At 62.3% G+C, this 23,838-nt stretch carries 21 protein-coding genes and 1 pseudogene; 17 read left to right on the top strand and 5 right to left on the bottom strand.

The genetic code is table 11. From position 1 onward, the window contains the following. Positions 1 to 34 precede the first annotated feature (34 nt). From PVE73_RS08075 to PVE73_RS08085, 3 genes and pseudogenes are all read left to right on the top strand, one after another. Complete coding sequence (locus tag PVE73_RS08075; RefSeq protein ID WP_277366443.1) at positions 35 to 583, top strand: hypothetical protein; 549 nt, start codon at positions 35 to 37, stop codon at positions 581 to 583. Positions 584 to 710: 127 nt separating this feature from the next. After that, positions 711 to 2,018 (top strand): type VI secretion system-associated FHA domain protein TagH, encoded by a 1,308-nt coding sequence (gene tagH, locus PVE73_RS08080; protein ID WP_277366444.1) that lies wholly within the window; start codon positions 711 to 713, stop codon positions 2,016 to 2,018. Between the two features lie 62 nt (positions 2,019 to 2,080). Beyond that, positions 2,081 to 2,310, top strand: a pseudogene (locus PVE73_RS08085) (alpha/beta hydrolase); the annotation flags it as partial. 944 nt (positions 2,311 to 3,254) lie between these two features. Here the strand turns inward: PVE73_RS08085 and PVE73_RS08090 are convergent. Further along, complete coding sequence (locus PVE73_RS08090) at positions 3,255 to 3,722, bottom strand: MarR family transcriptional regulator (RefSeq protein WP_277366445.1); 468 nt, start codon at positions 3,720 to 3,722, stop codon at positions 3,255 to 3,257. A gap of 158 nt (positions 3,723 to 3,880) precedes the next feature. Between PVE73_RS08090 and PVE73_RS08095 the strand changes: the two genes are divergently transcribed. From PVE73_RS08095 to PVE73_RS08105, 3 genes are all read left to right on the top strand, one after another. Next, positions 3,881 to 5,791 carry an FAD-binding monooxygenase gene (locus PVE73_RS08095; RefSeq protein ID WP_277366446.1) on the top strand — a complete coding sequence of 637 codons (1,911 nt, stop codon included), beginning with the start codon at positions 3,881 to 3,883 and terminating at the stop codon, positions 5,789 to 5,791. Positions 5,792 to 5,898: 107 nt separating this feature from the next. Further along, positions 5,899 to 7,353, top strand: coding sequence for an aldehyde dehydrogenase family protein (locus PVE73_RS08100; protein ID WP_277366447.1), 1,455 nt, complete (start codon positions 5,899 to 5,901; stop codon positions 7,351 to 7,353). Positions 7,354 to 7,365: 12 nt separating this feature from the next. Next, positions 7,366 to 9,108: a thiamine pyrophosphate-binding protein gene (locus PVE73_RS08105; protein WP_277366448.1), complete on the top strand. Its 1,743-nt coding sequence runs from the start codon at positions 7,366 to 7,368 to the stop codon at positions 9,106 to 9,108. Here PVE73_RS08105 and PVE73_RS08110 read toward each other — a convergent pair. Next, positions 9,066 to 10,019, bottom strand: a complete 954-nt coding sequence (locus PVE73_RS08110) for a LysR family transcriptional regulator (protein ID WP_277366449.1) — start codon at positions 10,017 to 10,019, stop codon at positions 9,066 to 9,068. The genes PVE73_RS08105 and PVE73_RS08110 overlap by 43 nt on opposite strands. 94 nt (positions 10,020 to 10,113) lie before the next feature. Here PVE73_RS08110 and PVE73_RS08115 point away from each other — a divergent pair, with 94 nt between their 5' ends. The 3 genes from PVE73_RS08115 to PVE73_RS08125 are packed head-to-tail and all read left to right on the top strand — an operon-like array spanning position 10,114 to position 13,824. Then, a complete protein-coding gene (locus PVE73_RS08115; RefSeq protein ID WP_277366450.1) occupies positions 10,114 to 10,860 on the top strand; it encodes a class II aldolase/adducin family protein in 747 nt (248 codons plus the stop codon). Positions 10,861 to 10,919: 59 nt separating this feature from the next. Continuing rightward, complete coding sequence (locus PVE73_RS08120) at positions 10,920 to 11,873, top strand: TAXI family TRAP transporter solute-binding subunit (RefSeq protein WP_277366451.1); 954 nt, start codon at positions 10,920 to 10,922, stop codon at positions 11,871 to 11,873. Positions 11,874 to 11,877: 4 nt separating this feature from the next. Continuing rightward, positions 11,878 to 13,824 (top strand): TRAP transporter fused permease subunit, encoded by a 1,947-nt coding sequence (locus tag PVE73_RS08125; protein WP_277366452.1) that lies wholly within the window; start codon positions 11,878 to 11,880, stop codon positions 13,822 to 13,824. A 137-nt stretch (positions 13,825 to 13,961) separates the two neighbouring features. Here the strand turns inward: PVE73_RS08125 and PVE73_RS08130 are convergent, their stop codons facing one another. Together PVE73_RS08130 and PVE73_RS08135 are read right to left on the bottom strand one after the other, a co-directional pair. Then, positions 13,962 to 14,894: a threonine/serine dehydratase gene (locus PVE73_RS08130; RefSeq protein ID WP_277366453.1), complete on the bottom strand. Its 933-nt coding sequence runs from the start codon at positions 14,892 to 14,894 to the stop codon at positions 13,962 to 13,964. Then, a complete protein-coding gene (locus PVE73_RS08135) occupies positions 14,891 to 15,928 on the bottom strand; it encodes a succinylglutamate desuccinylase/aspartoacylase family protein (RefSeq protein ID WP_277366454.1) in 1,038 nt (345 codons plus the stop codon). Before PVE73_RS08135 ends, PVE73_RS08130 begins: the two co-directional genes overlap by 4 nt. A 129-nt stretch (positions 15,929 to 16,057) precedes the next feature. Here PVE73_RS08135 and PVE73_RS08140 point away from each other — a divergent pair, with 129 nt between their 5' ends. From PVE73_RS08140 to PVE73_RS08175, 8 genes are all read left to right on the top strand, one after another. Then, on the top strand, positions 16,058 to 17,413 hold the full coding sequence (locus tag PVE73_RS08140) for an alanine racemase (RefSeq protein WP_277366455.1): 1,356 nt from the start codon (positions 16,058 to 16,060) through the stop codon (positions 17,411 to 17,413). Between the two features lie 5 nt (positions 17,414 to 17,418). Further along, positions 17,419 to 18,087: an amino acid ABC transporter permease gene (locus PVE73_RS08145; RefSeq protein ID WP_277366456.1), complete on the top strand. Its 669-nt coding sequence runs from the start codon at positions 17,419 to 17,421 to the stop codon at positions 18,085 to 18,087. A 20-nt stretch (positions 18,088 to 18,107) separates the two neighbouring features. Beyond that, positions 18,108 to 18,758 carry an amino acid ABC transporter permease gene (locus PVE73_RS08150; protein ID WP_277366457.1) on the top strand — a complete coding sequence of 217 codons (651 nt, stop codon included), beginning with the start codon at positions 18,108 to 18,110 and terminating at the stop codon, positions 18,756 to 18,758. Further along, positions 18,745 to 19,476, top strand: coding sequence for an amino acid ABC transporter ATP-binding protein (locus PVE73_RS08155; protein WP_277366458.1), 732 nt, complete (start codon positions 18,745 to 18,747; stop codon positions 19,474 to 19,476). Before PVE73_RS08150 ends, PVE73_RS08155 begins: the two co-directional genes overlap by 14 nt. Before the next feature lie 12 nt (positions 19,477 to 19,488). Beyond that, positions 19,489 to 20,274, top strand: a complete 786-nt coding sequence (locus PVE73_RS08160; RefSeq protein ID WP_277366459.1) for a transporter substrate-binding domain-containing protein — start codon at positions 19,489 to 19,491, stop codon at positions 20,272 to 20,274. Positions 20,275 to 20,296: 22 nt separating this feature from the next. Beyond that, positions 20,297 to 20,644 carry a RidA family protein gene (locus PVE73_RS08165; protein ID WP_277366460.1) on the top strand — a complete coding sequence of 116 codons (348 nt, stop codon included), beginning with the start codon at positions 20,297 to 20,299 and terminating at the stop codon, positions 20,642 to 20,644. 63 nt (positions 20,645 to 20,707) lie between these two features. Next, the gene (locus tag PVE73_RS08170) at positions 20,708 to 21,715 is read left to right on the top strand and encodes a succinylglutamate desuccinylase/aspartoacylase family protein (RefSeq protein WP_277366461.1); all 1,008 of its coding nucleotides are present in this window, start codon (positions 20,708 to 20,710) and stop codon (positions 21,713 to 21,715) included. 34 nt (positions 21,716 to 21,749) lie between these two features. Then, positions 21,750 to 22,805 carry a LacI family DNA-binding transcriptional regulator gene (locus PVE73_RS08175; protein WP_277366462.1) on the top strand — a complete coding sequence of 352 codons (1,056 nt, stop codon included), beginning with the start codon at positions 21,750 to 21,752 and terminating at the stop codon, positions 22,803 to 22,805. Between the two features lie 76 nt (positions 22,806 to 22,881). Here the strand turns inward: PVE73_RS08175 and PVE73_RS08180 are convergent, their stop codons facing one another. Then, entirely contained in the window at positions 22,882 to 23,778 is an 897-nt protein-coding gene (locus PVE73_RS08180) for a LysR substrate-binding domain-containing protein (RefSeq protein WP_277366463.1), read from the bottom strand. Between the last annotated feature and the right edge of the window lie 60 nt (positions 23,779 to 23,838).

A 23,838-nucleotide genomic window follows, 5' to 3' on the forward strand; every position in this document is an offset into this window, starting at 1 on the left:
GGTATTCACGTTCATCCGCACGCGGGGCATTCCCATGCAAAACCGGCTTCGGTTCAGAACAGCGAAGGAACTGTTCAACGCTTACGCCACTGCCGGCGAGGATATGAGATCGGCCCCGTCCGATCTGCCTTCGATCGAATTCTGCCGCGCGCTGCTCGATGGAAAGATACCTGAGGAAGCCGTCACGTTCTGCGCCTATCTGCTGCCGCGCCGGGTCGCCGTCTGGTGGGGACATCAATGCCTCACGCATATCGGAAACATCTTGGACGAGCAGGATTTGCAGATGCTCACGCTGGCGGAGGAATGGATCCGGGAGCCGGAGGAGGAGCGGCGATATGCAGCACTCGATGCCGGCATGGCGGCCGGCGTAAAGACGCCGGGTGTGTGGATCGCCCTTGCTGCGGGCTGGAGCGGCGGCAGCGTCGCCCCGCGCGGACTCGCGCCTGTCACACCGCCGCCGCATCTCACCGCCCGCGCTATCAATACCGGCATCCTGGCCGCGCTTGCACGTGTGCCGCTTGCCCGAAGAGCCTCCGTACTGCGGCAGTTCGTCGACATGGGCCTCGGTCTCGCCCAGGCTTGATGATGTCGAGAGGCGCCTCTATCCATCGAAACCAAGTGGGTTGCAGGAGCGGCGGAGATGCCGCTAATCTTGCCTTCCTTGGCAGTGAGATGCCGAGGGCCCTCGGTAAGGCCAGCGGTTGCGAGCCATGACGATCACCCTCACGATCGATAATCTGGATGCATTGCCGGATGGCGGTCCCATCCGGTATCAGGCCCACGAGCATGGGTTCGAGATCGGCCGCGAGCACCATCTGGACTGGACGCTCCCTGATCCCCAGCGCTACATTTCCGGTCGTCATTGCGAGTTCCGCTATGAAAACGGCGCCTACTGGCTATACGATATTTCCCGCAACGGAACGTATCTCAACGGTTCGTCGAGCCGCGTGAAGAGCCCTTACCGCCTTTGCCACGGCGACCGGCTCATGATCGGCCATTACATTGTCCGGGTCGAGCTGAACGAAGGGGAGGGCGAGCAGCCTGAACCCGCTGCTGTTCCGGAGACGCCGGCGAGCTTTGCCTCAACAGGCGACGACGTATGGGATATCGGGGGTGCCGTGCCGCCGCCCGCCGACAGGCGCGATTTCATGACCGATCCGGCGCGCCGGCGCACGGCCGATCTCCCCGATCAATTTCTGGACCTCCCCAATGTCCGCGAGTTTGCGCCGCAACCTGAACGCCACAACGGGGAACCGCCCTTCGCTTCGCCGTCACCGGGCTCGGTGGGCACCGGCTCTGAATCGCCCTTCGGTCCGGGGCTTGCCAGAGAGGGGTTTGTCGGTGCACGTGCTGTGCCCGCTGCTCCCTTCCCGGCGGGGGTGCAGCCCACCCCTGTTACGCCCACGCCCTCCGGGGCGCCGCCGCGGCATCCGCCTCCTTCCGGCGCAACACCGAACGCACTGCTTGAAGCCGTCGCCAGAGGCGCCGGCGTGCCGCCGGACGTGTTTGCCGGTCGCGATCCGCAGGAGGTCGCACAGGAGATCGGGGAGGTGCTGCGAGCCTCCATCGAAAACCTGACGCAGCTTTTGAAGGCGAGGGCGGCGGCCAAGTCGATGACCAGAAGTTCCAGCCGCACGATGATCGGCGCCGCCGACAACAATCCGTTGAAGTTCGTGCCCGCCGCGGCCGAAGCGATGGAGATCATGTTCCGGCGCAACCGCTCCGGCTATATGGGGGCGAGGGAGACGGTCGAAGATTCGTTCGCCGATCTGAAGCGGCACGAGCTTGCCACCTATTCCGCGATGCAGAAGGCGCTCGCCCGGCTGCTCGAGGAATTCTCGCCCGATGCCATCGAGTCCAAGGCCGGCGCCTCGGCGTTCGCATCCAGGAAGAGCCGAAGCTGGGACCTTTTCGTCGAGAAATGGGAAGAGAAGGCTGCAAGCGACAACGGTATCCTGGATATCTTCCTCGCCTATTTCGCCGAGGCCTATGACGAAGCGGCCAAGAAGACCAAATAGGCCGAGCGTCCAAACATTCCACCTGCAGCCATGGATTGAATGCTTCAATGAAGGCGTTATCTGTGGGCGAAGCGGCACTGACCGAAAGTGCAGGGGAGCCGGCCTGGAAAGCTCTACCGTCTTGGTTCGTCTATGGCGAGGCAGACAAGAATATTCCTGCCCAAGCCTTGGCTGGATGACCGAGCGAGCACAGTCGAAGGGAACGGTTGCCGTCGATGGCGCCTCCCATGTCGTGATGATTTCACATCCCGACAAGGTGGCTGAAATCATCAAGCAAGCGGCGGCAAACTAGGACGAAGGCACCGACGGAGCATAACCGGCGCGGTCTTGCCAATCGTTTCATCTGCCGGGCAAACCTGAACAAACTCAGGACCGGACGTCAGGCAGGCCCAAATCCCCTGCCCGCATTTGCCAAGGGAACGCGTGACTCTCTCGGAATTCGGGGGGGGTGCGGCTATCCCATATTCGGGAACCAAGGAAGTGATGCTCCCGGATGGCTGCCTGTTCCGGGGCGCTCCAGAACGCCGCGAAGCCCAGGTAAGCAGAATCGAAGACACCGACGACAGGGGTGGGCGCGAGACGGTAGGCCAAGGCGACTGCCGTTGCGATGATCGCCAGGAGGCCCCCGAGGAGAAAGGCGATGCTCCAGTCCGCGGCGCCCAATCGCGGCCAGACAGACAGGACGAAGCTGTCTCCTTCGGGCGGGCGGATGATCATCAGGACGATGAGCCCGGCGGCGGCCACAACGGAGCCGCTGCCAAGAGGAGAGCGCAGTGGCGATGGCTTTCACGCTCAATCTCTGCCTCTGCGACCGGTGCGATCATCATGAGCCACAGGTGGCAGCACGGGCAAGGACAATGACAGCGGACGGCAATGTCGAATTTGGGCACGAAGTGTGAGTCAGCCGCAAGGCCGTCGAACTCCGGCATTGCGGACGTTCCAAACCTTTGGACGAGCCGGTGCAGATCAGCAGGCGCTGTTGGAAGATCGATTGAGAGAAGCGTGGAGACAAGCTGATTTCGAGAGCTGAAAACTCAACATGGTCAAACACCATGGCGCTCATTTTGATCTGGTATGTAGCAGTTTAGGTTTGGTTGAACTCAGGACCAATGTCGCGTTTGGGCTGTTCGCGACTTCAATCCAACAGGTTGAACATCTGCAATCGCCAATTCTGCAGAACAGCTTCGCGCCTCCATGTCCGACCATTTTGATCAGTGAAACCCAAACGCTTATCGATCAATCTCTTTCCGGTCGACGCAAAGGCGCGCGGCTGCTTTCGTTGCCGGCCTCAACCGCCTTACGTAATAGGCGCATGAACTCCACCGCTTCCGCTTCGTCCAGCCCGTCCAGCATCGCAGCCTGCGCCCTTTGCACGCTCGGCTCGACCGCATCGAGGAGGTCGCGTCCCTTCGGCGCGATCGTGAGAACGCGGGCGCGCCGATCCCTCGCGCTCACTTCGCGGGCGATCAGGCCTTTGGAGACCAACCGCTCGACCACGCCCCCAATGGTCGCGCGGTCATAGGCGATCAACGCCGCCAGTGATGCCTGATCGAGCCCCGGACGCTCATCGATCGTCCGCAACGCCGCATATTGCACCGGCGTCAGGTCACTGCCGACCGCGCCGAGTTCGCTCTGGAAGACGGCGACGGCAATCTGCTGAAAGCGCCGGATCATATGGCCGGGCATGTCTGCGAGATCGGACATCGGAAAGGCTCCTTCCAGAGCTCATTTGACACGTACGCTTATCATCAGCATACTTATTATATTCGAGATGGCGAGAGGAGATCGGACGCTATCCACTTTCGAGGCGGTGGAGGACAGCCGCCACTCTCCGACAGAACGTAGCAATTGGCAGGTATCTCATGCAATTTCACCTCAATGGTTTCCGCACTGGGGATCCGTCTGTCAAGGTAGCCGCTGACCGATCCGCGCTGGTCAGGAATGCCGGGGGCGGAACCGAAGTCGACGTGCTGATCGTCGGCTGCGGACCGGCCGGTCTCACGCTCGCCGCCCAGCTTGCCGCCTTCTCCGACATCCGCACCATGATCGTCGACCAGAAGACGGGACCGCTGCGTCTCGGCCAGGCGGACGGCATCGCCTGCCGCACGATGGAGATGTTCCAGGCTTTCGGTTTCGCCGAGAAAGTGGAGAAGGAGGCCTATTGGGTGAACGAGACCACCTTCTGGAAACCTGATCCGGATCGCCCGGAGCATATCGCGCGGAGCGGCCGGATCCAGGACACCGAGGACGGCTTGTCGGAATTCCCCCATGTCATCCTCAATCAGGCCCGCATCCACGATTTCTTTCTGGAGACCATGCGGAACGCGCCGTCACGGCTTGAGCCGACCTATGGCCGCCGGTTCCTTGATCTCACGGTTGACGAGAGTGCTGGCGATCATCCCGTCATCGTTCGCCTCTCACGGCTCGGCGACAGCCAGACGGATGCGGTGGAATCGGTGAAGGCCCGCTATGTGGTCGGCTGCGACGGCGCGCGCAGCGCCGTGCGCCAGTCTCTCGGCAAGCCACTGAAGGGCGACTCGGCCAATCAGGCCTGGGGCGTCATGGACGTTCTGGCGGTCTCCGACTTTCCCGATATCCGCTTCAAGGCCGCCATCCACTCCGCCAATGAAGGCAGCGTCCTGATCATCCCGCGCGAAGGCGGCTATCTCGTTCGCCTCTATATCGAACTCGACAAGCTCAATGAGAACGAGCGCGTGACGAGCCGCAACATCACGGCGGAACAGCTGATCGCCGCCGCGCAACGCATTCTCCATCCCTATACGCTGGACGTGAAGGAGATCGCCTGGTGGTCGGTCTACGAGATCGGCCAGCGCCTGTGCGATCGTTTCGATGACGCGGTCGAAGGATCAGGCAAGCCGCCCCGGGTGTTCATCGCGGGGGACGCCTGCCACACCCATAGCCCGAAAGCGGGCCAGGGCATGAATGTCTCCATGCAGGACAGCTTCAATCTCGGCTGGAAGCTTGCCAGCGTTATCCACGGGCTGGCCGACGAGCGTATCCTCGCCACCTATTCGGAGGAGCGGCAGGCGGTCGCCATGGAGCTTATCGATTTCGACCGCGAATTTGCCAAGATGTTCAGCGCCCGCCCGAAGACCAAAGAGGGCGACGAGGAGGGCATCGACCCGGCCGAGTTCCAGCGCTACTTCGTCAAGCAGGGCCGGTTCACGGCGGGTACGGCGACCTGCTACGCACCGTCTCTGTTGACCGGCAGCACCACGCACCAGGATCTCGCGCAGGGCTTCGGCGTCGGTACACGCTTTCACTCGGCGCCGGTCATCCGTTATGCGGATGCCAAGCCGGTCGAACTCGGCCACACCGTCGATGCGGATGGTCGCTTTCGGCTGTTCGCATTCGAGGGGACGGGTGAACGCGAAGCCATTCGGCAATTGTGCGACTATCTGGCGAATGATGCGGCCTCGCCGGTCCTGCGCTATACGCCACAGGGCGCCGACATCGATTCCGTCATCGACCTGCGCGCGGTTTTCCAGAGCGGGCACCGTGAGCTGGAACGCGACAGGCTTCATCCGCTGCTCCTGCCGCAAAAGGGGCGCTACGGCCTGATCGACCATGAAAAGGTGTTTTGTCGCGACCTCAAAAGGGGCCGGGATATCTTCGACCTGCGCCGCATCGACCGAAAGCGCGGCTGCCTCGTCGTCGTCCGTCCAGACCAGTACATCGCCCAGGTCCTGCCGCTCGACGCCTTTGACGCGCTGGCCGCCTATTTCGATGGTTTTCTGGTCGCGCGGGGCTGACGGCCGGCAGATGTATAGCGTCGGCACTATATAGCAGGCCAAAAACATATATTTGACTAGAGGTTGGTGGCGCGAGAATGCTCGGCCGCCATCATGGGAGAGAGACAATGGAGCGCATCACCCAATCGGAACGGATGCTGATCGGCGGCGAACTCGTCGAGAGCTCGAGCGGCGAGTGGTCAATCTCAGTCAATCCGGCGAACGAGGCGCCGATCGGGCGCGTGCCCGCAGCGACGGCCGAAGATGTGGAGCGTGCCGTCGTGGCTGCCGAAACGGCCTGGCCGGGCTGGGCTGCGCGGACGCCCATGGAGCGCGCCGGCATCATGAACGTCTTCGCCGATGCCATCGCCGCGCGCGCCGACGAGATCCTGAAGGTCGAGGTCACCGATACCGGCAACACGATCCGGCCGATGCGCATGATTGACGTGCCGACGGCAGTGGAATCACTGCGCTACTATGCTGGGCTGGCGCCGGATCTGCGCGGCGAGACCATTCCCGCAACACGCGACCACATCCACATGACGCTGCACGAACCCTACGGCGTGGTCGCGCGTATCGCGCCCTTCAACCACCCGGTCATGTTCGCGGTGGCTCGCACGGCGGCTGCGCTCGCCGCAGGCAATGCCGTTATCGTCAAGCCGCCGGAAACCTCCCCGCTCTCGGCGATGATCCTCGCGGAGATCGCGCGCGATGCGCTACCCCCGGGCGTCTTCAATATCGTGACCGGCGATGGGCCGAATGTCGGCGACGCGATCGTGCGCCACCCGCGCGTCAAGCGCATTGCCTTCATAGGCTCTCCGACGACCGGCCGCGCCATCCAGCGCGCGGCTGCCGAGGTCACGGTGAAGAACATCACGCTCGAACTCGGCGGCAAGAACCCGATGATCGTTTTCCCGGATTGTGATCCGGAGAAGGTGGCGGAAGCGGCGGTCGCCGGCATGAACTTCTCCTGGCAGGGCCAGAGCTGCGGTTCGCTGAGCCGCCTGCTCCTGCACGAGGACGTGCATGACCGCGTTCTCGAGGCGGTCGCCGACCGCGTCGCTGCGCTTAGGTTGGGAGATCCGTTGAGCGACGACACCGATGTCGGCCCGGTCAATTCCGAAAACCACATGCGGCGTATCCTTGAGCATTGCGCGGCAGCCGATCAGGACGGCGCACGGCGCGTTGTCGGCGGCGGACGGCCGGCAGGTGCCGAGTTCGAGAAGGGCTACTGGGTCCAGCCGACGATCTATGCCGATGTGACACCGGAGCTCAGGCTCTGGCAGAACGAAGTTTTCGGCCCGGTGCTGGCGGTCGGACGCTGGAAGGATTTCGACCAGGCGGTGGAAATGGCCAATTCCACCGAATACGGCCTGACGGCGGCGATCTGGACCAACGATATCAAGAATGCGCTGAAGATGGCGCGAAGGGTGCGCTCCGGGCACCTGTGGATCAATGGCTCCAGCATGCACTTTCTCGGCGTGCCCTTCGGTGGCATGAAGACCAGCGGCGTCGGCCGCGAGGAAGGCCGCGAGGAACTCTACAGCTACACTGAAACCAAAACCATTAACATCATGCTGTGACGGGGGCCGACCATGACGGACAAAACGCACAATCAGGCGCCCGAATGGGGATCCGATGTGGTCGCGCAGACGCTGCGCGATCTCGATCTTCGCTATGTCGCGCTCAATCCCGGCGCCAGCTATCGCGGCATCCACGACAGCTTGGTCAACTTCACCGGCAACGATCCGGAGATCCTGCTCTGCGTCCATGAGGAAGCGGCCGTTGCCATTGCCCATGGCTGGGCGAAGGTCACCGGCCGGCCAATGACGGTGGCGCTCCACTCCAATGTCGGGCTGATGCACGGCTCGATGGGTATCTTCAACGCCTTCTGCGACCGTGTTCCGATGGTCGTCATTGGTGCGACGGGACCGGTCGACGCGGCCAGGCGCCGGCCGTGGATCGAGTGGATCCACACCGCGCAGGACCAAGGCGCACTGGTGCGAGACTTCATCAAGTGGGACGACCAGCCGGGCAGCATCGCGGCTGCACGGGACGCACTCATCCAGGGCACCGCGATTGCCGCCACCGCACCGCGCGGGCCGGTCTATATCAATATCGATGCTGCGCTTCAGGAAGAGAAAGTAACACGGCCGCTCGCCGATCCGGATATCGCGCGGCGCGGACCGCCCGCTGCGGCGGCCCCTGCCGCCGATCTGGTGGACCGGGCTGCCGCTATCCTCAAGGCGGGCTTGAATATCGTCTTCATGATGGGGCGCATGTCGCGCGACCTGGACGACTGGAACCGGCGCATTGCGCTCGCCGAACATCTCGGCGCGCGCGTGATCGCCGACTTCAAGACGGGCTCGACCTTCCCGACGAACCACAAGCTGACTGTCGGCCACGCCGGCTATTTCCCGGATCCGGACGCCAAGGCGGCGCTCGCCGAAGCCGATGTCATCGTCAATTTCGACTGGCTGGATTTCGGCGGAACGTTGCGCTCGGTCTTCCCGAACCGCGCCGTCCCCGCGAAGATCGTTTCCGCCTCGCTCGACAGTTTTGCTCATCGCGGCTGGTCGAAGGATGGCGGTGCGCATTATCCGGCCGACGTCTCTTTTCTTAACGAGCCCGACCAGGTGGTCCACGCGCTCGCTCACGCGCTGGAGGCGAGGGAAGCCACAAATCCAGGCCTGCCCCCGCTCGGCGCCCTTCCCGAAGGCGAGACACTGACACCGCAGGACATTGCGCTTCTGCTCCGTTCAAAGCTCGATGCAGCGCAGCCCTGCCTGATCCGCGGTCCCTTGAGCTGGACCGGCGCCGACTGGCCGGTCGACCATCCGCTCGGCGCGCTTGGCTACGATGGCGGCGGCGGTATCGGTTCGGGTTCCGGCATGGCCGTAGGCGCGGCACTCGCGCTTCGCGACACGGGCAGCGACCGGCTGCCGCTCGCGGTTCTCGGCGACGGCGACTTTCTGATGAACGCCTCGGCACTCTGGACCGGTATCAACAAGCAGGTGCCGCTGCTCGTCGTCGTCCTCAACAACCGCTCCTTTTACAATGACGAGGTGCATCAGGAAACGGTCGCCAAGGATCGCGACCGGCCGGTGGAAAACAAGCATGTCGGCATCGTCATGAACGGGCCGGACATCGACGTCAGTTCGGTGGCGCGCGGATTCGGCGCCTGGAGCCCGGGGCTGATCAAGGGGGCGGACGCGCTCGTTTCAGCCATGGAGGAGGCGTTGTCCGTCGTCAAGAATGGCGGTACGGCGGTTCTGGAGGTGGATACCGCGAAGGGCTACGCACCTTCCATGGCCAACGCGCTGCGCGCCGGCTCCTGATCGTTGAGGCCGCGTGAAAGCGCGTCCATCAGGGACAGCTGGAAATGCGAGAGCTGCTTGCCCCGGCGCCGTACGAGGTAGACCGGGACCTGCAGTTCCATTCCCGGCGTGGACAGGATCCGGAGCTTGCCCGAGGCGAGTTCGTCGCGCACCGACGAGCGGAACAGAAAGGCCGCGCCCGCCCCGGCACGCACCGCCTGCTTGATCGATTCCGCGTGGCCGAACTCCATCGCGATATGGTGGCGCTGCACGCCATAGGCCGCCAGACAGTGCTCCTCAATCTCCCGCCGCGGCGTGCCCGACTGAGCGGTGATGAAAGGCACGTCCGCGAGTGCCGCCTTGTCCAAGCTGTCGCCGACGATCCCGGAATTGTCGGACGCGACGAGGATCAGCCGCTCGTCCATGATCTTGTCGATCTCTAGGCCTGTCGTCACATGGCGGGGATCGAGAATGGTGAAGGCGAAGTCGCAGTCGCCTATATGGACCGCGTCGGTGACCGAACCGGGCGTGGCGATGCGCACCGAGATCTCGCCCTTCGGGTAGATGGTGTGGAAATGCGATATCAATCCGGGCAGCACGTATGAACCGATGGTCATCGAGGCGCCAACCGTCGCCTTGCCGACGAAGCCACGCTGGAATTCCGCCATCTCGCGTTCCATCTCGCGGGTGCGACTGACCATCTCGCGCGCCCAGTTGTATACGCGTTGCCCTTCCTCCGTAAGCGTCACCTTGCGCCCCGCGCGCCCGGTCAATGGCGCGCCAAACTTGTCGGAAAGCGCCTTTACATGGGCCGACACGACCGGCTGCGCGATGCCAAGCCGCTCCGCAGCGCGCGAGAAGCTGCCGAGTTCGACGACGAGGCAGAACACCTCCAGCTTGTGGATGGATATCTGCGAGACGAGTGAGCGCATGAATAGCCTTTATGCTATATCAAGGTGCAAACTATATATTAGCCGCAAGGGGGGGCGCAAGCTAAGCTCCATCCAGTAATGGAGGAGCATTCGTATGCTGGACAAGGCTTCACGCCATAACGACGACGTCATTCGCGAGGCCACACTGACCGAACTGGTCATGGCCAATCGTATTCTCGCGCGCGAGGACGTCATTGACGATTTCGGCCATATCAGTGTGCGCAACCCGCTCAATCCCGACACCTATTTCCTGTCACGCTCGCGCAGCCCCGCCGTGGTCACACGCGGCGATATCATGGAATTCACGCTGGACGGGGACCTCATCGGAGAGGATCACCGCCGGCCCTACGCCGAACGCCACATCCACGGCGCGATTTACAAGGACCGGCCCGACGTCAACGCGGTGACGCATCATCACGCCCGTTCGGTCCTGCCCTTCACCATGGTGGACGTACCGCTCAGGCCGATGTTCCACATGGCCTCCGTCATCGGCAAGGACATCAATATCTGGGACAGCCAGGACGAGTTCGGCGACACCAACATGCTGGTCGACAGCATGGAGATGGGTCACTCACTTTCGCGTGCCCTCGGCGACAACAGGGTAGCGCTCTTGCGCGGTCACGGCTGCATTTGCGCTGCAGCTGACATCCGTTCCGTCATCATGATCTCGATCGCCCTCAAGGACAATGCCGCGCTCATTCGCGAGACGCGCCAGCTTGGCGAGGTCACCTATCTGACCGACGGTGAAATCGATATGGCAAGCCGCATGCTGCTCAGCGAAATGCCGCTGGCGCGCGCTTGGGATTATTGGGTGGGGCGGGCCGGCTTCAACGGCCTCTAAGGCCATATTGCCGGGCAGGCAGGCGCCGGCCGGATTCGAAAATCAAGGAGGAGAAAAACATGCACAAGTCTTTCGCGGGCGGTTTCGCCCTTGCTGCCGCTCTTGTTTTCACGGGTACGGCCAGTGCCCAGTCGCTGGGGATCGGCGCCGGAACGCAGGGATCGCAGAATTATGCGGTCAATGCGGGCTTCGCGCAGTTCCTGTCCAACGAACTCGGCTTCGACGTTCGCGTGCAGGCCTACGGCGGTTCGGGCCAATCCATGCCACTCATCGATGCCGGCCGCCTCGATCTCCAGCTCGTTCCGAGCCCTGACATGGCTGCTGCCGTTCGCGGCGAGGAGCCGTTCGAGGGACGGCCGCTGCGGAACCTGCGCGCCGCCGCCTCTTTGAGTTCGTCGGCCTACGGCTTCATGGTCCGCGCCGATTCCGGTCATACCAAGGTCTCCGATGTGGAAGGCCTGACCATCACCTATGGTTATACGGCTCAGCCGACGCTGCGCTATCAGGTGGACGGCATCCTCGCCGCTGGGGGCCTGTCGATCGACGATATGGGCGTCGACAATGTCCCCTCCGTGCCGAACGGCGTCGATGACTTCATTTCCGGCAATGCCGATGTCGCCTTCTTCGCGCTTCAGGGCGGCAAGACCCGCGAGGCCGACGCCGCGGTCGGAATCCGCTGGCTGGCGGTGGAAGACACGCCCGAGGCCGAAGCGGCGATGCAGGAATTCGTACCGACCTCCTACATCAAGGTCGTCCCGGCCGGCTCCGCGCCGGGCGTCGAGGAAGACACGCCGATGATGGGTTACGACTACGTCCTGACGGTCGGTGCTCACGTACCCGATGAGACGGTGCGCCAAATCCTTGAGCTCGTTCACGACAATCCGGACAAGGTGCGCAACATCCTCAACACGTTTGCCGAGTTCTCTCCGGAGGCAATGGCGCCGGAGATGAACGGCATCGAATATCATCCTGCCGCTTCCGCCTACTACGAAGAAATTGGCCTGACGGACTGAGGCAATGGACACGACGCCCGAAGAAGATCGCGCGCCGGTTCCGGCGCGTAAGCCGATCGTGTGGCTGGAAGGTCTGGCTGGCACGCTGATCGTTCTGCTCTCGATCGCCTATGCGGGCGACATCCATCGCTATGTCGGCCTGTCGATCTACGACGCGCAGCTTCTCGCTGCGGGGCTGACGCTGGCGCTGACCACCGGCTTCCTGGCCATCGCCAGACGGGCCACAGGACAGATGCTATGCGTCCTCGCGCTGATCGCCGCGGCCGTGACGTTCGGCGCCGGCGCCTATCTGTCGTTCGACTACATCACGATCACGATGGAGGCGCCTTATCTGCCCATGTGGCTGGTGTTTCTGTCCGGAGCATTCCTGGGCGCTCTGCTTCTGAACATCGTGCCTTCGGTCGGCTACGGCATCCTCGTGGTCGTTCTCGTCTTCATCGGCTACGGTCTTTTCGGACATTTGATGCCGGGCGCTTTTCGCAGCCGCGAGACTCTGCCTTCGGAACTGCTGATCTACCTCGCCACCGATGCCAATGGCATGCTCGGCACCGCACTGAAGGTCGCTATCGTCATCGTCGTTCCCTACCTGCTTTTCGGCAAGCTCCTGTCGGCCTGCGGGGCGGCGAGCTTCTTCAATGATGGCGCGCTGGCGCTGATGGGTCGCTTTCGCGGCGGCCCGGCGAAGGTCGCCGTCACGGCGTCGTCGCTGTTCGGGTCGATCTCGGGCAACGCAGTCGGTAACGTGGTCGGCACTGGCGTCGTGACGATTCCGATGATGAAGCGCGCCGGCTTCCAGCCAGCCTATGCGGGTGCGGTGGAGGCGACTGCGTCGACCGGCGGACAGCTCGTGCCGCCGGTAATGGGCGCGGCCGCGTTCATCATGGCCGACATGATCCAGGTCGACTACGTCAACATCATGCTGGCGGCGCTGCCGGCGGCGATCCTCTATTACGTTGCGATCTTCATTAATGTCGATCTGAGGGCGGGAAAGCGCAATCTGCTCGCCGTGCCGCGCGAGGAGATTCCGAGCGGCTGGGGCGCGCTGAAAGCCGGATGGCACTTCGTCATCCCATTCGCCGTGCTCTTCTACGCGCTCTTCGCGCTCAACATGCGCCCCGAACGCGCCGCCGTCATTGCCACCGTGGTCCTGCTCTTCGCCAGCTTCGTCATCGGCTATAAGGGTGACCGCATGAAGTTGCGCGACCTGCTGCCTCTGATTGCCGATACGGGGCGCTCCGCTCTCGATCTCATCATCGTCTGCGCGGCGGCGGGCATCATCATCGGCGTCCTCAACATTTCCGGCCTTGCCTTCAACCTGACGATGAACATCGTCGCTGCGAGCGGCAGCAACGTGGCGGTTCTGGCTGTCATCACAGCGCTGATCAGCGTCGTTCTCGGCATGGGCATGCCGACCGTCGGTGTCTATATCCTGCTCGCCACGCTGGTCGCTCCCGCGCTGGTCGAAGTCGGCGTGCCGGTCATCGCCGCGCATCTCTTCGTCTTCTATTTCGGGCTCCTGTCGATGATCACGCCGCCGGTAGCGCTCGCCTCTTTCGCGGCTGCCAACATCGCAGGTGCTTCGGCCTGGACGACGAGCATGGAGGCGATGAAGATCGCATGGCCGGCCTATATCGTGCCGTTCCTATTCATCTCCACTCCGGCGCTCACCTTCGACGGCACCTGGACACAGGTGATCTGGACGCTCGCCACCGCCATCCTCGGCATCTACATGGTGACAGCCGCGATCGTCGGCTTTTTCAGGCGCAGCCTCAATATGGGCGAGCGGGTGACCATCGGCATCGCCGGCGTGCTGGCGCTTCTGCCGGCCAGCCTGCTGCCAGGCTTCATCTGGACGGACGTGATCGGGCTCATCGCCTTCTGCGGGATATATGCGCTCATCAGGCCATATCCTGGCAGGGAGGACCCCCGGCACGTTGGGCAGCACCCTTGATGCAGCGCCGCATCGAACTGACCGACTTTTAACGGTCGACGAGCCGCTTGCAGACAATCGCCACGTCCTGAACGGGATCTATTGGTGGGTGCGCCTCCTTGGCCGAATTACCGGAATCCGGAGACTTGCACTTGCCGTCATAGAGGCAGGCCTGCGCCACATACTGGTGCACAGATGACCTCGTTGTCCTTTGTTTGAATGGCGCCGGTCGCGAGAGCAGCGATGGTGGCCGCGCCGCTCAGGTCTGCGGCGATACCGAATTCGAACCAGAGCTGGCTCGCGGCATCGGCCATCGCCTGATCCTCGACCAACACCACCTCGTCAACGACCTGCCGCGTCAACGCGAACAGGGCGTCATCGGTCCGCCGGCACGCCATCGTGGGAACACGCGTCGTTACTTCATCGAGCGTTACGACATCGCCAGACCGAAGCGAATTATGGAGTGTCGGCGACCCAGTCGGCTCCACTCCGACAATGCGAATCGATGGCTTCAGCGCTTTCAGCGCAACTGCGGCGCCAGTGATGAAGCCGCCGCCGCCCACAGCGATGACGACCGTATCGACGTTCGGCAGATCCTCGAAAATCTCCAAGCCCACCGTACCCTGGCCGGCCACGATCAACGGGTCGGCGAAGGAGTGGAAGTAAAGCGCTCCGGATTTCTTTGCGTGGGCGAGAGCGCCGGCATTCGCTTCGTCATAATCGGCACCGGCAATCACCGTTTCCGCACCCCAGCGGCGCATCTTCTCGACTTTCTCCGGCTGGACGTTTTCCGGCAGGAAGATGTGCGCTGGAACGTTCTTTAAGTTGGCGCTGCGGGCGACTGCAAGGCCGTGATTTCCGCCCGACGCGGCGACAAGACCGCGCGCTACTGCATTCGGATCGGAAGCGAACAGTTTGCTGGCAGCGCCGCGAGCCTTGAACGAGCCCGATGGCTGCAGGCATTCGAGCTTCAGGTGGAGCATCCCCTTGCAGACCGGATCGCGGAACTGCGTCGCAGGTACGAGCGGCGTGCGTCGGACATATCCCTCTATTCGCTTGGCAGCGGCACGGACATCGTTGAGATCGATCATAAGAGGTCCCCCTGGTAGGGTGCCGCGACGACGAGGCAGCAATTGCCGGGTTCGACCCGGCCTGGATGACGGCGGCCATAGAGGATGCCATCCTGGGCATAGGCGAGTTGAAGCGGCGCGCGCTCCGGGTTCTCGACGAAGTGAATGCGGCCGGCCGGATCGCCCTTTTTCACCCGCGTTCCATTGGCGTGGAAAGGCTCGAAAACGCCAGCCTCCGGCGCGAAGACATAACCGTCCTTGCCCGGTATCTCGAGCACTTCGCGCTCGGCGCTGCTTTTTCTCGTCGGTTCGCTGGGCAGGACTCCGAGATGACTGAGAACGTTGCGCACACCCCGTCGGGCGATCGAAAGCGCTTCCAGCGAAACTGCGCCGGCACCAGCCATTTCGGTTCCCACCGTCGTCAAGCCGGCACTGACGGATGCTGCCGTGGAGGTTCGCTGCTCACCGAGATTGCTGATGACTACGGTCAGCGGCGCGTCGAAGGCCAGCACGGCTTCGATGTTGCGCTTCAGGAGAGCGAAATCCGCTGCGGGCTCGACGATTGCGCTCGGCAGGATGTCGAGCGACGAGCCGCCCGAATGGAGATCAATGAACGCGTCGGCGATCGGATAGAGATGGTCGCAGACGAAAGCGGATATCTGCTGCGAGATCGTACCGGCGGGATCACCCGGATAGGTGCGGTTGAGGTTTAGTCCGTCTACGGGCGACGTCCGGTGCGCCGCGCGCACAGCGGGCAAGTTGAGTGCCGGAATGATGATGACGCGTCCTGTAATGTCCTCCGGCTGCAATTCCCGGAAGAGCTCGCCGAGGACAATGGGACCTTCGTGTTCGTCGCCATGATTGCCCCCGGTCAGAAGCACGGTCGGACCTTTCCCGTTCTTCACGACCGCAATAGGGATGCGGGTCGCCCCCCAGGCATCGGTATGGGGCGAATGCGGAATGTGAATATGGCCGGCCTGGCGGCCTTCGCGGTCGAAGTCGACGGTCGCAAAAGCTGTGCTCTTGCGGGGTTTTGTCTCGGTGATGTCGGTCAAATCGCGGTCGCCTGAACTTGGGGGTTGCCATTCACATAACAAATGATAACGTTGTCATCGCGCCGTGTCCAGAATGCCAATCGCATAAAGCAAGGGCACGGCGCGTCGAGCAGGGGTGGATAATTCGTAATGGCGAGGCGTACATCGGCAGCCGTGATCGGCGAGAGGCGGTATAGCGGCACGAGGGGGCTTCGGGCGGCTCCGACGGCCGGCGATTTCGTCGTCGACGACACGCTTCGTGGTATTCCGGCCGGGACCCGACCCTTTGCCGGCGCGGATATCGACAAGCACTCCTGGTCCGTGACGGCCGGCGATCTCGCCTCTCCCGTGCTTACTATCCGCGAAAGCGCCTATCGGGCCAACCGCGACGCGATCTTCGCCTATGCGCGGGAGCACGGGGTGCTCTTTGCCCCGCATGCGAAGACGCCGATGTCGCCGGAAATCGCGCACGACTTGGTAACGAACGGCGCTTGGGGTCTGTCCGTCGCCAATCTTCAGCAGGCGAGCGTCCTTCTTGGTTGCGGCACCACCCGCCTTCTCCTCGCCAACCAGATTGGCGGCGCAACCAATGGCGAGCGTCTCGGTCGCCTGCTTGTCCGGCATCCTGAGGCGGAGGTCGTCCTTTTCGTCGATTCCGAAACCGCGCTTGCCGCCGCAATGCGGGCCGGCGAGATTGCCGGGCGGCCACAACCCGTGATGATAGAGATGGGCCTCGCCCGCGGCGGTTGCCGTACGACGGAGGATGCCCAACGCCTTATCGACGTTGCAGGCAACGCGCGGCACCTTCGGCTCGCCGGCGTCGCTGCCTATGAAGGCGCGGTCGCAAGCGACGATGACGTCGCGACCCAAGAAGGGATTTCTATGCTGAACGCCCTTTCAGCCGATGTCTTCGCCCAAGTCCGAAAGATCGTGCCGAACGAACGGCTCATCCTCTCCTCCGGCGGCTCGCAATTTTTCGATCTCGTCGTTAGCGGATTGAAGCCGGTTGCCGATGCAGACGGCAATGCCGATCTCATGCTTCGAAGCGGTGCTATCTTCTTCTACGACCACGGGGTCTATGCCCGCGCCATGAAGCGGATGGATGCCCGCGGCGGATTCGTTCGGGACGGCAAGGCCGCGGTCGCGTCCGATATCTTCGAGCCGGCGATGCGGCTCTGGGCGGAGGTGCTTTCGCGACCGGAGCCGGGCCTCGCAATCTGCGGTCTCGGCATGCGCGACGTTTCCTTCGACCAGGGCTTTCCCGTCGCGCTTGCGGTATGGCGGGACGGGAAGAAGGTGCGGGATCTCGAAGGCGCGGCTTCGATCGAAAAGCTCAACGATCAGCATGGCTTTCTGCGCATCGGGGAAGGCCCGGCGCTTTGCGTGGGTGATCTCGTCGAGTTCGGCATCTCCCATCCTTGCACCTGCTTCGACCGCTGGCGTGCGTTCTTCGTGATCGACGATAACGATCGCGTCACGTCGGTCCATCAAACCTTCTTCGGCTGAGCCCTATGCAGAATCTCAATTTCCAGCAGGTCCTGCGCTATCAGGACGAGTTCATGGAAGGCTTGCTTACCACCCTGCAGATGACCGGTATCTCTGCGTTGTTCGGGCTGATCATCGGCATCTTCGGCGCAGTTCTCCTCATCAATGGGCCGAAACCCATCCGCATCCTGCTGAAAAGCTATATCGAAATCATCCGGAACACGCCGCCGCTGATCCAGCTCTTCGTTATCTTCTTTATCTTTCCGAGCGTTGGCGTAAGGCTGTCGCCTTTCCCTGCCGCCTGCGTCGCGCTCAGCATTTATTTCGGCGCCTACGCGATCGAGATCATCCGCTCAGGCCTGAATTCCATTCCGAAAAGTCAGATCGAAGCAGGCGAGTGCCTTGGTTTGACACGTTTCGAGGTGTTCCGTTTCGTCATTCTCGCGCCGGCGCTCCGTAATATCTATCCCTCGCTCACCAGCCAACTCATTCTGCTTCTTCTCGGCACTTCCGTCGCCTCGCAGATCGCGGCGACCGAGCTCTTCCACACGGGGACCTTCGTGGAATCGCGCACCTTCCGCTCATTCGAGGTGTATGCGCTGATCGCCGCTATCTACGTCGCGGTCGTCATCGCCAGCCGAATCCTATTCGCCGCCATCGGAGCGCTGGCGTTCCGCTGGCCCGTGCGCCGCTAGGCTTCTCTCGGAGATTCAAGATGCGCAGCCTCTCGACCGTCGACTTCATCGCTTTCGCCCACGGCTTGCAATGGACCCTTGTGCTGGTCTTACTCTCCTTCTTCTTCGGTGGCCTTCTCGGTCTTGTGCTCGCGCTCCTTAGAACGAGCCCGCTTCTGCCGCTCCGCCTTTTCGCCTCGCTCATCCTGCAGATCGTGCAGGGTGTTCCGCTGCTGGCGCTGCTGATGTTTTTCTATTTCGGCATGCCGGTGTTCCTCGGCGTGGAAGTGCCGTCGCTGACGGCGGTGACGGTCGCCTTCTCGATCTATTCCGGTGTCTTCCTGGGTGAAATCTGGCGCGGCGGTATCGAGGCCGTCAAATACACCCAGTGGGAAGCAGCCGCCTCGCTTGGCCTCAGCCGTTACGAACAGTTCCGTTTTGTCATCGCGCCACAGGCACTGAAGATTTCGCTTCCGGCAACCGTCGGTTTCCTCGTCCAGCTCATCAAGGGAACCTCGCTCGCGGCCGTCGTCGGCTTTGTCGAGCTGACCCGCGCCGGCCAGATCGCCGCGGCTGCAACGTTCCAGCAGCTTCTCATCTACTCCATCGTCGCGGCGATCTATTTCGCGATCTGCTTCCCGCTCACCACCTGGTCCCGTTCACTCGAGGCACGTCTCAATGGCACTGGTTGAAATCAAGTACGTCCGCAAATCTTTCGGTAATCTGGAGGTGCTGAAGGATGTTTCGCTTGAGGTGAAGGAGGGCGAGATCGTCACCATCATCGGGCGAAGTGGCTCGGGCAAAAGCACACTGCTGAGATGCATCAACGGGCTCGAAGCCACGCAGGGCGGCGAGATAATCGTGGAGGGCCAGCATGTCTCGCCCAAAATGAGGGGGCTTCGCGAGCTTCGCCAAAAGGTCGGCATCGTCTTCCAAGCCTTTAATCTTTTTCCGCATCTGACGGTGGAACGCAACATCACGCTGGCACCGATCCGCACGAAGAAGGTCGACCGGGCAGGTGCACGCGCACTTGCCGAGCAAGTGCTGGCGCAAGTGGGGTTGGCGGAGAAGATCGACGCTTATCCCGAACAGCTTTCCGGCGGCCAGCAGCAGCGCGTGGCGATCGCGCGATGCCTGGCGATGTCGCCGGATCTCATGCTCTTCGACGAGGTCACGTCGGCACTCGATCCCGAGCTCGTCGGCGAGGTTCTCAAGGTCATGGAGGATATGGCCAGGAGAGGCATGACGATGATCCTGGTCACCCACGAAATGGGCTTTGCCCGCGACGTGGCGACCAAGCTCGTCTTCATGCACCAGGGCAAGGTCTGGGAAGAAGGACCACCCGCAGAACTGTTCGCAAACCCCAAAACACCGGAGCTCAAGAGCTTCATTGGATCACACCGCCACTAGAGGAAGAAGGCCATGCTCAAATTGAAAGCGCTTGTGATTGCCGCCGGCGTCGCGATTGCCGCAACCATCCCCGCGAAAGCTGATCAGCTTCAGGACATTCTGTCTGCCGGCCAAATCCGCGTCGGTGTACTGCTCGACGTGGCTCCTTGGGGCTTCAATGATGAGAACGGCGAACCTGCCGGCCTCGATATAGAGGTTGCACAGCTTCTGGCGAGCGATCTTGGCGTCGATCTGGAACTTGTGCAGGTAACCGGGCCCAACCGCATTCCGAGCCTGCTTGCCGACAAGGTGGACGTCTTGATCGCTGCGCTGGGTGCCACGCCGGAGCGCGCGCAACAGGTCGCCTTCTCCCAGCCCTATGCTGCGGTCGAACTCGGTGTCTATGGCCCGGCCGACATGGAGAAGGCGGAAACGCCGGATCAACTCGCCGGTCAAAGCATCGCAGTCGCAAAAGGCACGACGCTCGACCTCTGGCTGACCGAAAATGCGCCTGACGCCAATCTCATCCGTTTCGAAGACGTACCGTCCGTTCTTTCCGCTTATATGGCAGGCCAGGCAACCTCATTCGCCGAGAACAGTGCGATCGTCGCCGAAGCGGCCCAGGACAATCCGGATGCGGAAATGGAACTGAAGTTCCTCATCCGGCAGTCGCCGGCCCATATCGCCGTCCGCCAGGGCGAGCCGGACTTTTTGCGCTGGCTCGACACCTTCCTCTTCGCCAACCGCTTGAACGGCAAGTTGCCGGAGCTTCAGGAAAAGTGGTTCAACGTGAAGCAGGAAAACCTGCCCCGCATCTGAGTGAAGAGAGAGCAGGCGGAAAATGTCCATCAAGCGTTATGAAAGCGGCTCGCGCATGAGCCAGGCAGTCGTGGCCAACGGCCTCGTCCATGTCGCCGGTCAGGTTGCCAACGATCGCAGGGCCTCCATCGAGCAGCAGACGCAGGAGGTCCTCGACAAGGTTCTCGCTCTCGTCGAGCAGGCTGGCTCGGATAAGTCGAAGATTGTGGCGGTCAACGTATTCCTGCCGCATATCACCGACTTCGATGCAATGAACAGCATCTACGATGAGTGGATCGATCCAGCCAATCCGCCAGCCCGCGCCTGCGTGGAAGCACGTTTGGCGGATCCCGACCTGCGCGTCGAGATGACTGCAATCGCGGCCCTTTGAGGTTTAAAAAAGCGGGCCGGGGCCATTCGCGGTCCCGCCCGGCAACACCGGGAATAGATCCACGTGCATACCGGCATTCTCACTGATCTCGATTTCGAAGCCGACGGACGTTCGGCGACTTTTCTCAGCATTCCCTATTCCATCGACCGTTCGCCCTATTTCCAGGTCAAAATTCCGGTCTTCCGATTCAGGAACGGCGCCGGGCCGCGTCTGCTGCTTATGGCGGGCAATCACGGCGACGAATATGAAGGCGTCTTCGCACTCGGCCATATTCTACGCGCGCTCGAGACCAACCTCATCCGCGGCGCCGTCACCATTTTGCCGATGAGCAACATCCATGCAGTGATGGGCGCGCGCCGCCGTTCTCCACTCGACAACGGCAATCTGAACCGCGCTTTTCCCGGCGATCCGGCGGGCACGCCGACCGAGCGGCTGGCACACTATCTTGAGCACGCGCTCTTCCCGCAGCACGATGTGGTCTTCGACATCCATTCCGGCGGCACCTCGATGGAACACCTGACGACGGCTCTGATCGAACGGCAGCCGACGCCTGAAATGATGGACAAGGCGCGCGATCTTCTGGAGCACCTGGGCCAGGACTACGCCTTTATCGCTGAAAACGGCTACGATTCCCCAACATCCATGGGCGCTGCGGCACGCGCCGGTGCAATCGGCATCAGCGGCGAATTCGGTGGCGGGGCGACGGTCACGCCCGTGACGATGGAGAATACCAAACGCGCGATCGACAACCTGCTGGTGCGCCTCGGCATTACGCAGGCACCGCTCATCAGTGAGTCGAAGGCGCCGGTGTCGACCACAATCCTCGCCCTTCAGAGCCACGATCAGGCAATCTACGCCACGCGCCGCGGCTGGTTCGAGCCGGTTGTCACCCTCGGCCAGACTGTCGCCGCTGGCGACGTCGCCGGCTATTATCACGATCTGGAACGCCTGGAGTGCCAGGCGGACGCCCTGATGTTCCGCCGCGGCGGCATTGTCATATCGCGTCGCCTGCACGCAGATTGCCAGGCCGGCGATTGCCTTATACAGGCAGCCGCTGAAATCGAAAGCTGATGCGGGCCTGCTCCGGGTCGGTATGGCGGGGGCGATGAGCGAGCCGACATTCGACAAAGTTCTGCGAGTCGCTTCCCCAGAGAGCGAGAGCCCTGCCGAGCGCGGCCCCGTGCGCATCGAAGAGGTGGCCAAACTCGCACAAGTTTCGCCGATCACCGTATCGCGCGCCCTGCGCCGACCGCAAATGGTCTCCGCCGTGCGGCGCGAAAGGATCATGAAGGCGGTGGAGGTAACGGGCTATTTTTCCAACCCGCACGCCAAGGCGTTGAAAAGCGGCAAGTCCGACATCGTCGCCGCCTTCGTTTCCAACATCCTGAGCGAACAGTTCAGTCTTGCCATAGAAGGCCTGGCGGATGTTCTGGAGCCCGCGGGGTTCCAGGTCGTACTCGGACGTACCTCTTACTCCTATCAGCGCGAAACAACGTTGATCCGCTCATTGACGGCTATGCGACCGGCAGCCGTTTTCATCACCGGCGTGATGGAGCTTGAATCGAACCGTACCTTCTTACGAAATATGGGCGTTCCCATCATGGAAAGCTGGGCACTCGCGCGTGATCCAATTGATATGCTGGTCGGTTTTTCGAACGCCGACGGCGCACGCATGGTGGCTGAGCATTTCGCGCAGAGGGGACATCGCAAGGTCGCCTTCATTGGTCGAAGCGGCGGCCGCGGAATGCTGCGTCTTAACAGCTTCGCCGAACATTGCGAGCAACTGGGGCTCGAACTCTGCCAACGCATCTCGCGCGACACCGTTTCCGGAGTGCCGGAAGGACGCGAAGCCATGCAGGATCTCCTTAGCGGACACACCGACATAGAAGCCGTTTTCTGCGCCAGCGATCTCCTTGCCGTTGGCGCACTCCTGGAAGCGAGGGAAAGAGGACTGCAGGTTCCCGGCGACATCGCCATCGCGGGTTTCGGCGATTCTACGCTGGCAGAAGAAATAACGCCGGGGTTGACCACCATAGCCGCCGATACGCGTGGAGTGGGGACAATTGCCGGTCAGATGCTCCTGGAGCGGTTACAGGGAGGCAAGATTGAACAAGCTATCCGCCATGTCCCTCTTCAACTGATAGAACGCGGGTCGACCTGAGTTCCGGGACGTTGCACGCTAACTGTTTCGCGCCTCTGATCCGAATGGCCGCTTACTCTCCAGAGCCAACCTGCCATCATCGCTGGAGCGCCGCTTTGTGTCGTTGTTCGAAGAGCGCTGCCACAAACTCTTTTACCAACCGGGCTTTCTGGGCGTCCGGCCTGAACAGAAGATAATAGCGAAAGCTGACGCGCGGCGCGAAGGGTCGGACCACAAGCCCACGCTCGACGAACCCATGAACCGTAAACGGACTCACGAACCCAATACCGACACCGGCCAGAGCCAATGCGCAAACGGTGGAAGAACTCGGCGTCTCCACGATGTAGTCGGGTTCCAGATCCTCGGCGCGAAGCGCCTCATCGATGCGATTGCGGGCGCGGTCCTCGGGGGCAAGGCCGACAAGTTGATGCTGGCGGAGATCGGCGGGCCGAATGACTTCAAGCAAGGCCAGCGGATGGCCGGCGGGAATCGCACAGACGGCCGGAAAATTGCCGAAGAGCTGCGAGTCGAGGCCGGACAGATCCACCTCATCCGCTGCCAGCCCAACATCGAACTGGCCATCCATCACGAGGTTGCGGACAGTGGAGGAAGGATGCACCTGAAGGGTGACCTTGATCCTCGGGTTGCGGGTCAAGAAGGCGTGGATTGCGTTGGGCACAAGTTCCGCACCGAGCGCGGCCAAGCTCGCCACACGTATGCTTCCCGAGCCATAGTCGCGGATCGTCGCGGCGGCCGCGCGCAGGCGATCGAGCCCTTGGAAACTGGAGTCCACCTCGCGAAAGAAGAGCTGGCCTTCCGGCGTCGGCACGAGGCGGCCGCGCACCCTGTCGAACAACGCAAACCCCACGGCCGCTTCCAGTTCGGCGATGCTGCGGCTCACCGCTGGCTGCGTGACTTGCATGAGTTCGGCCGCACGCACGGTGGAACCTGTTGTCATCACCGTGCGAAACGCTTCAAGCTGACGGAAGTGCACCTTAGAGCGCTCCTAGCGCGCTGCGCCAGCGGCTGATCGACGACATGAACATGCGGCGTT

It is taken from the genome of Chelativorans sp. AA-79, from assembly GCF_029457495.1.
Taxonomy (GTDB): Bacteria; Pseudomonadota; Alphaproteobacteria; order Rhizobiales; family Rhizobiaceae; genus Chelativorans.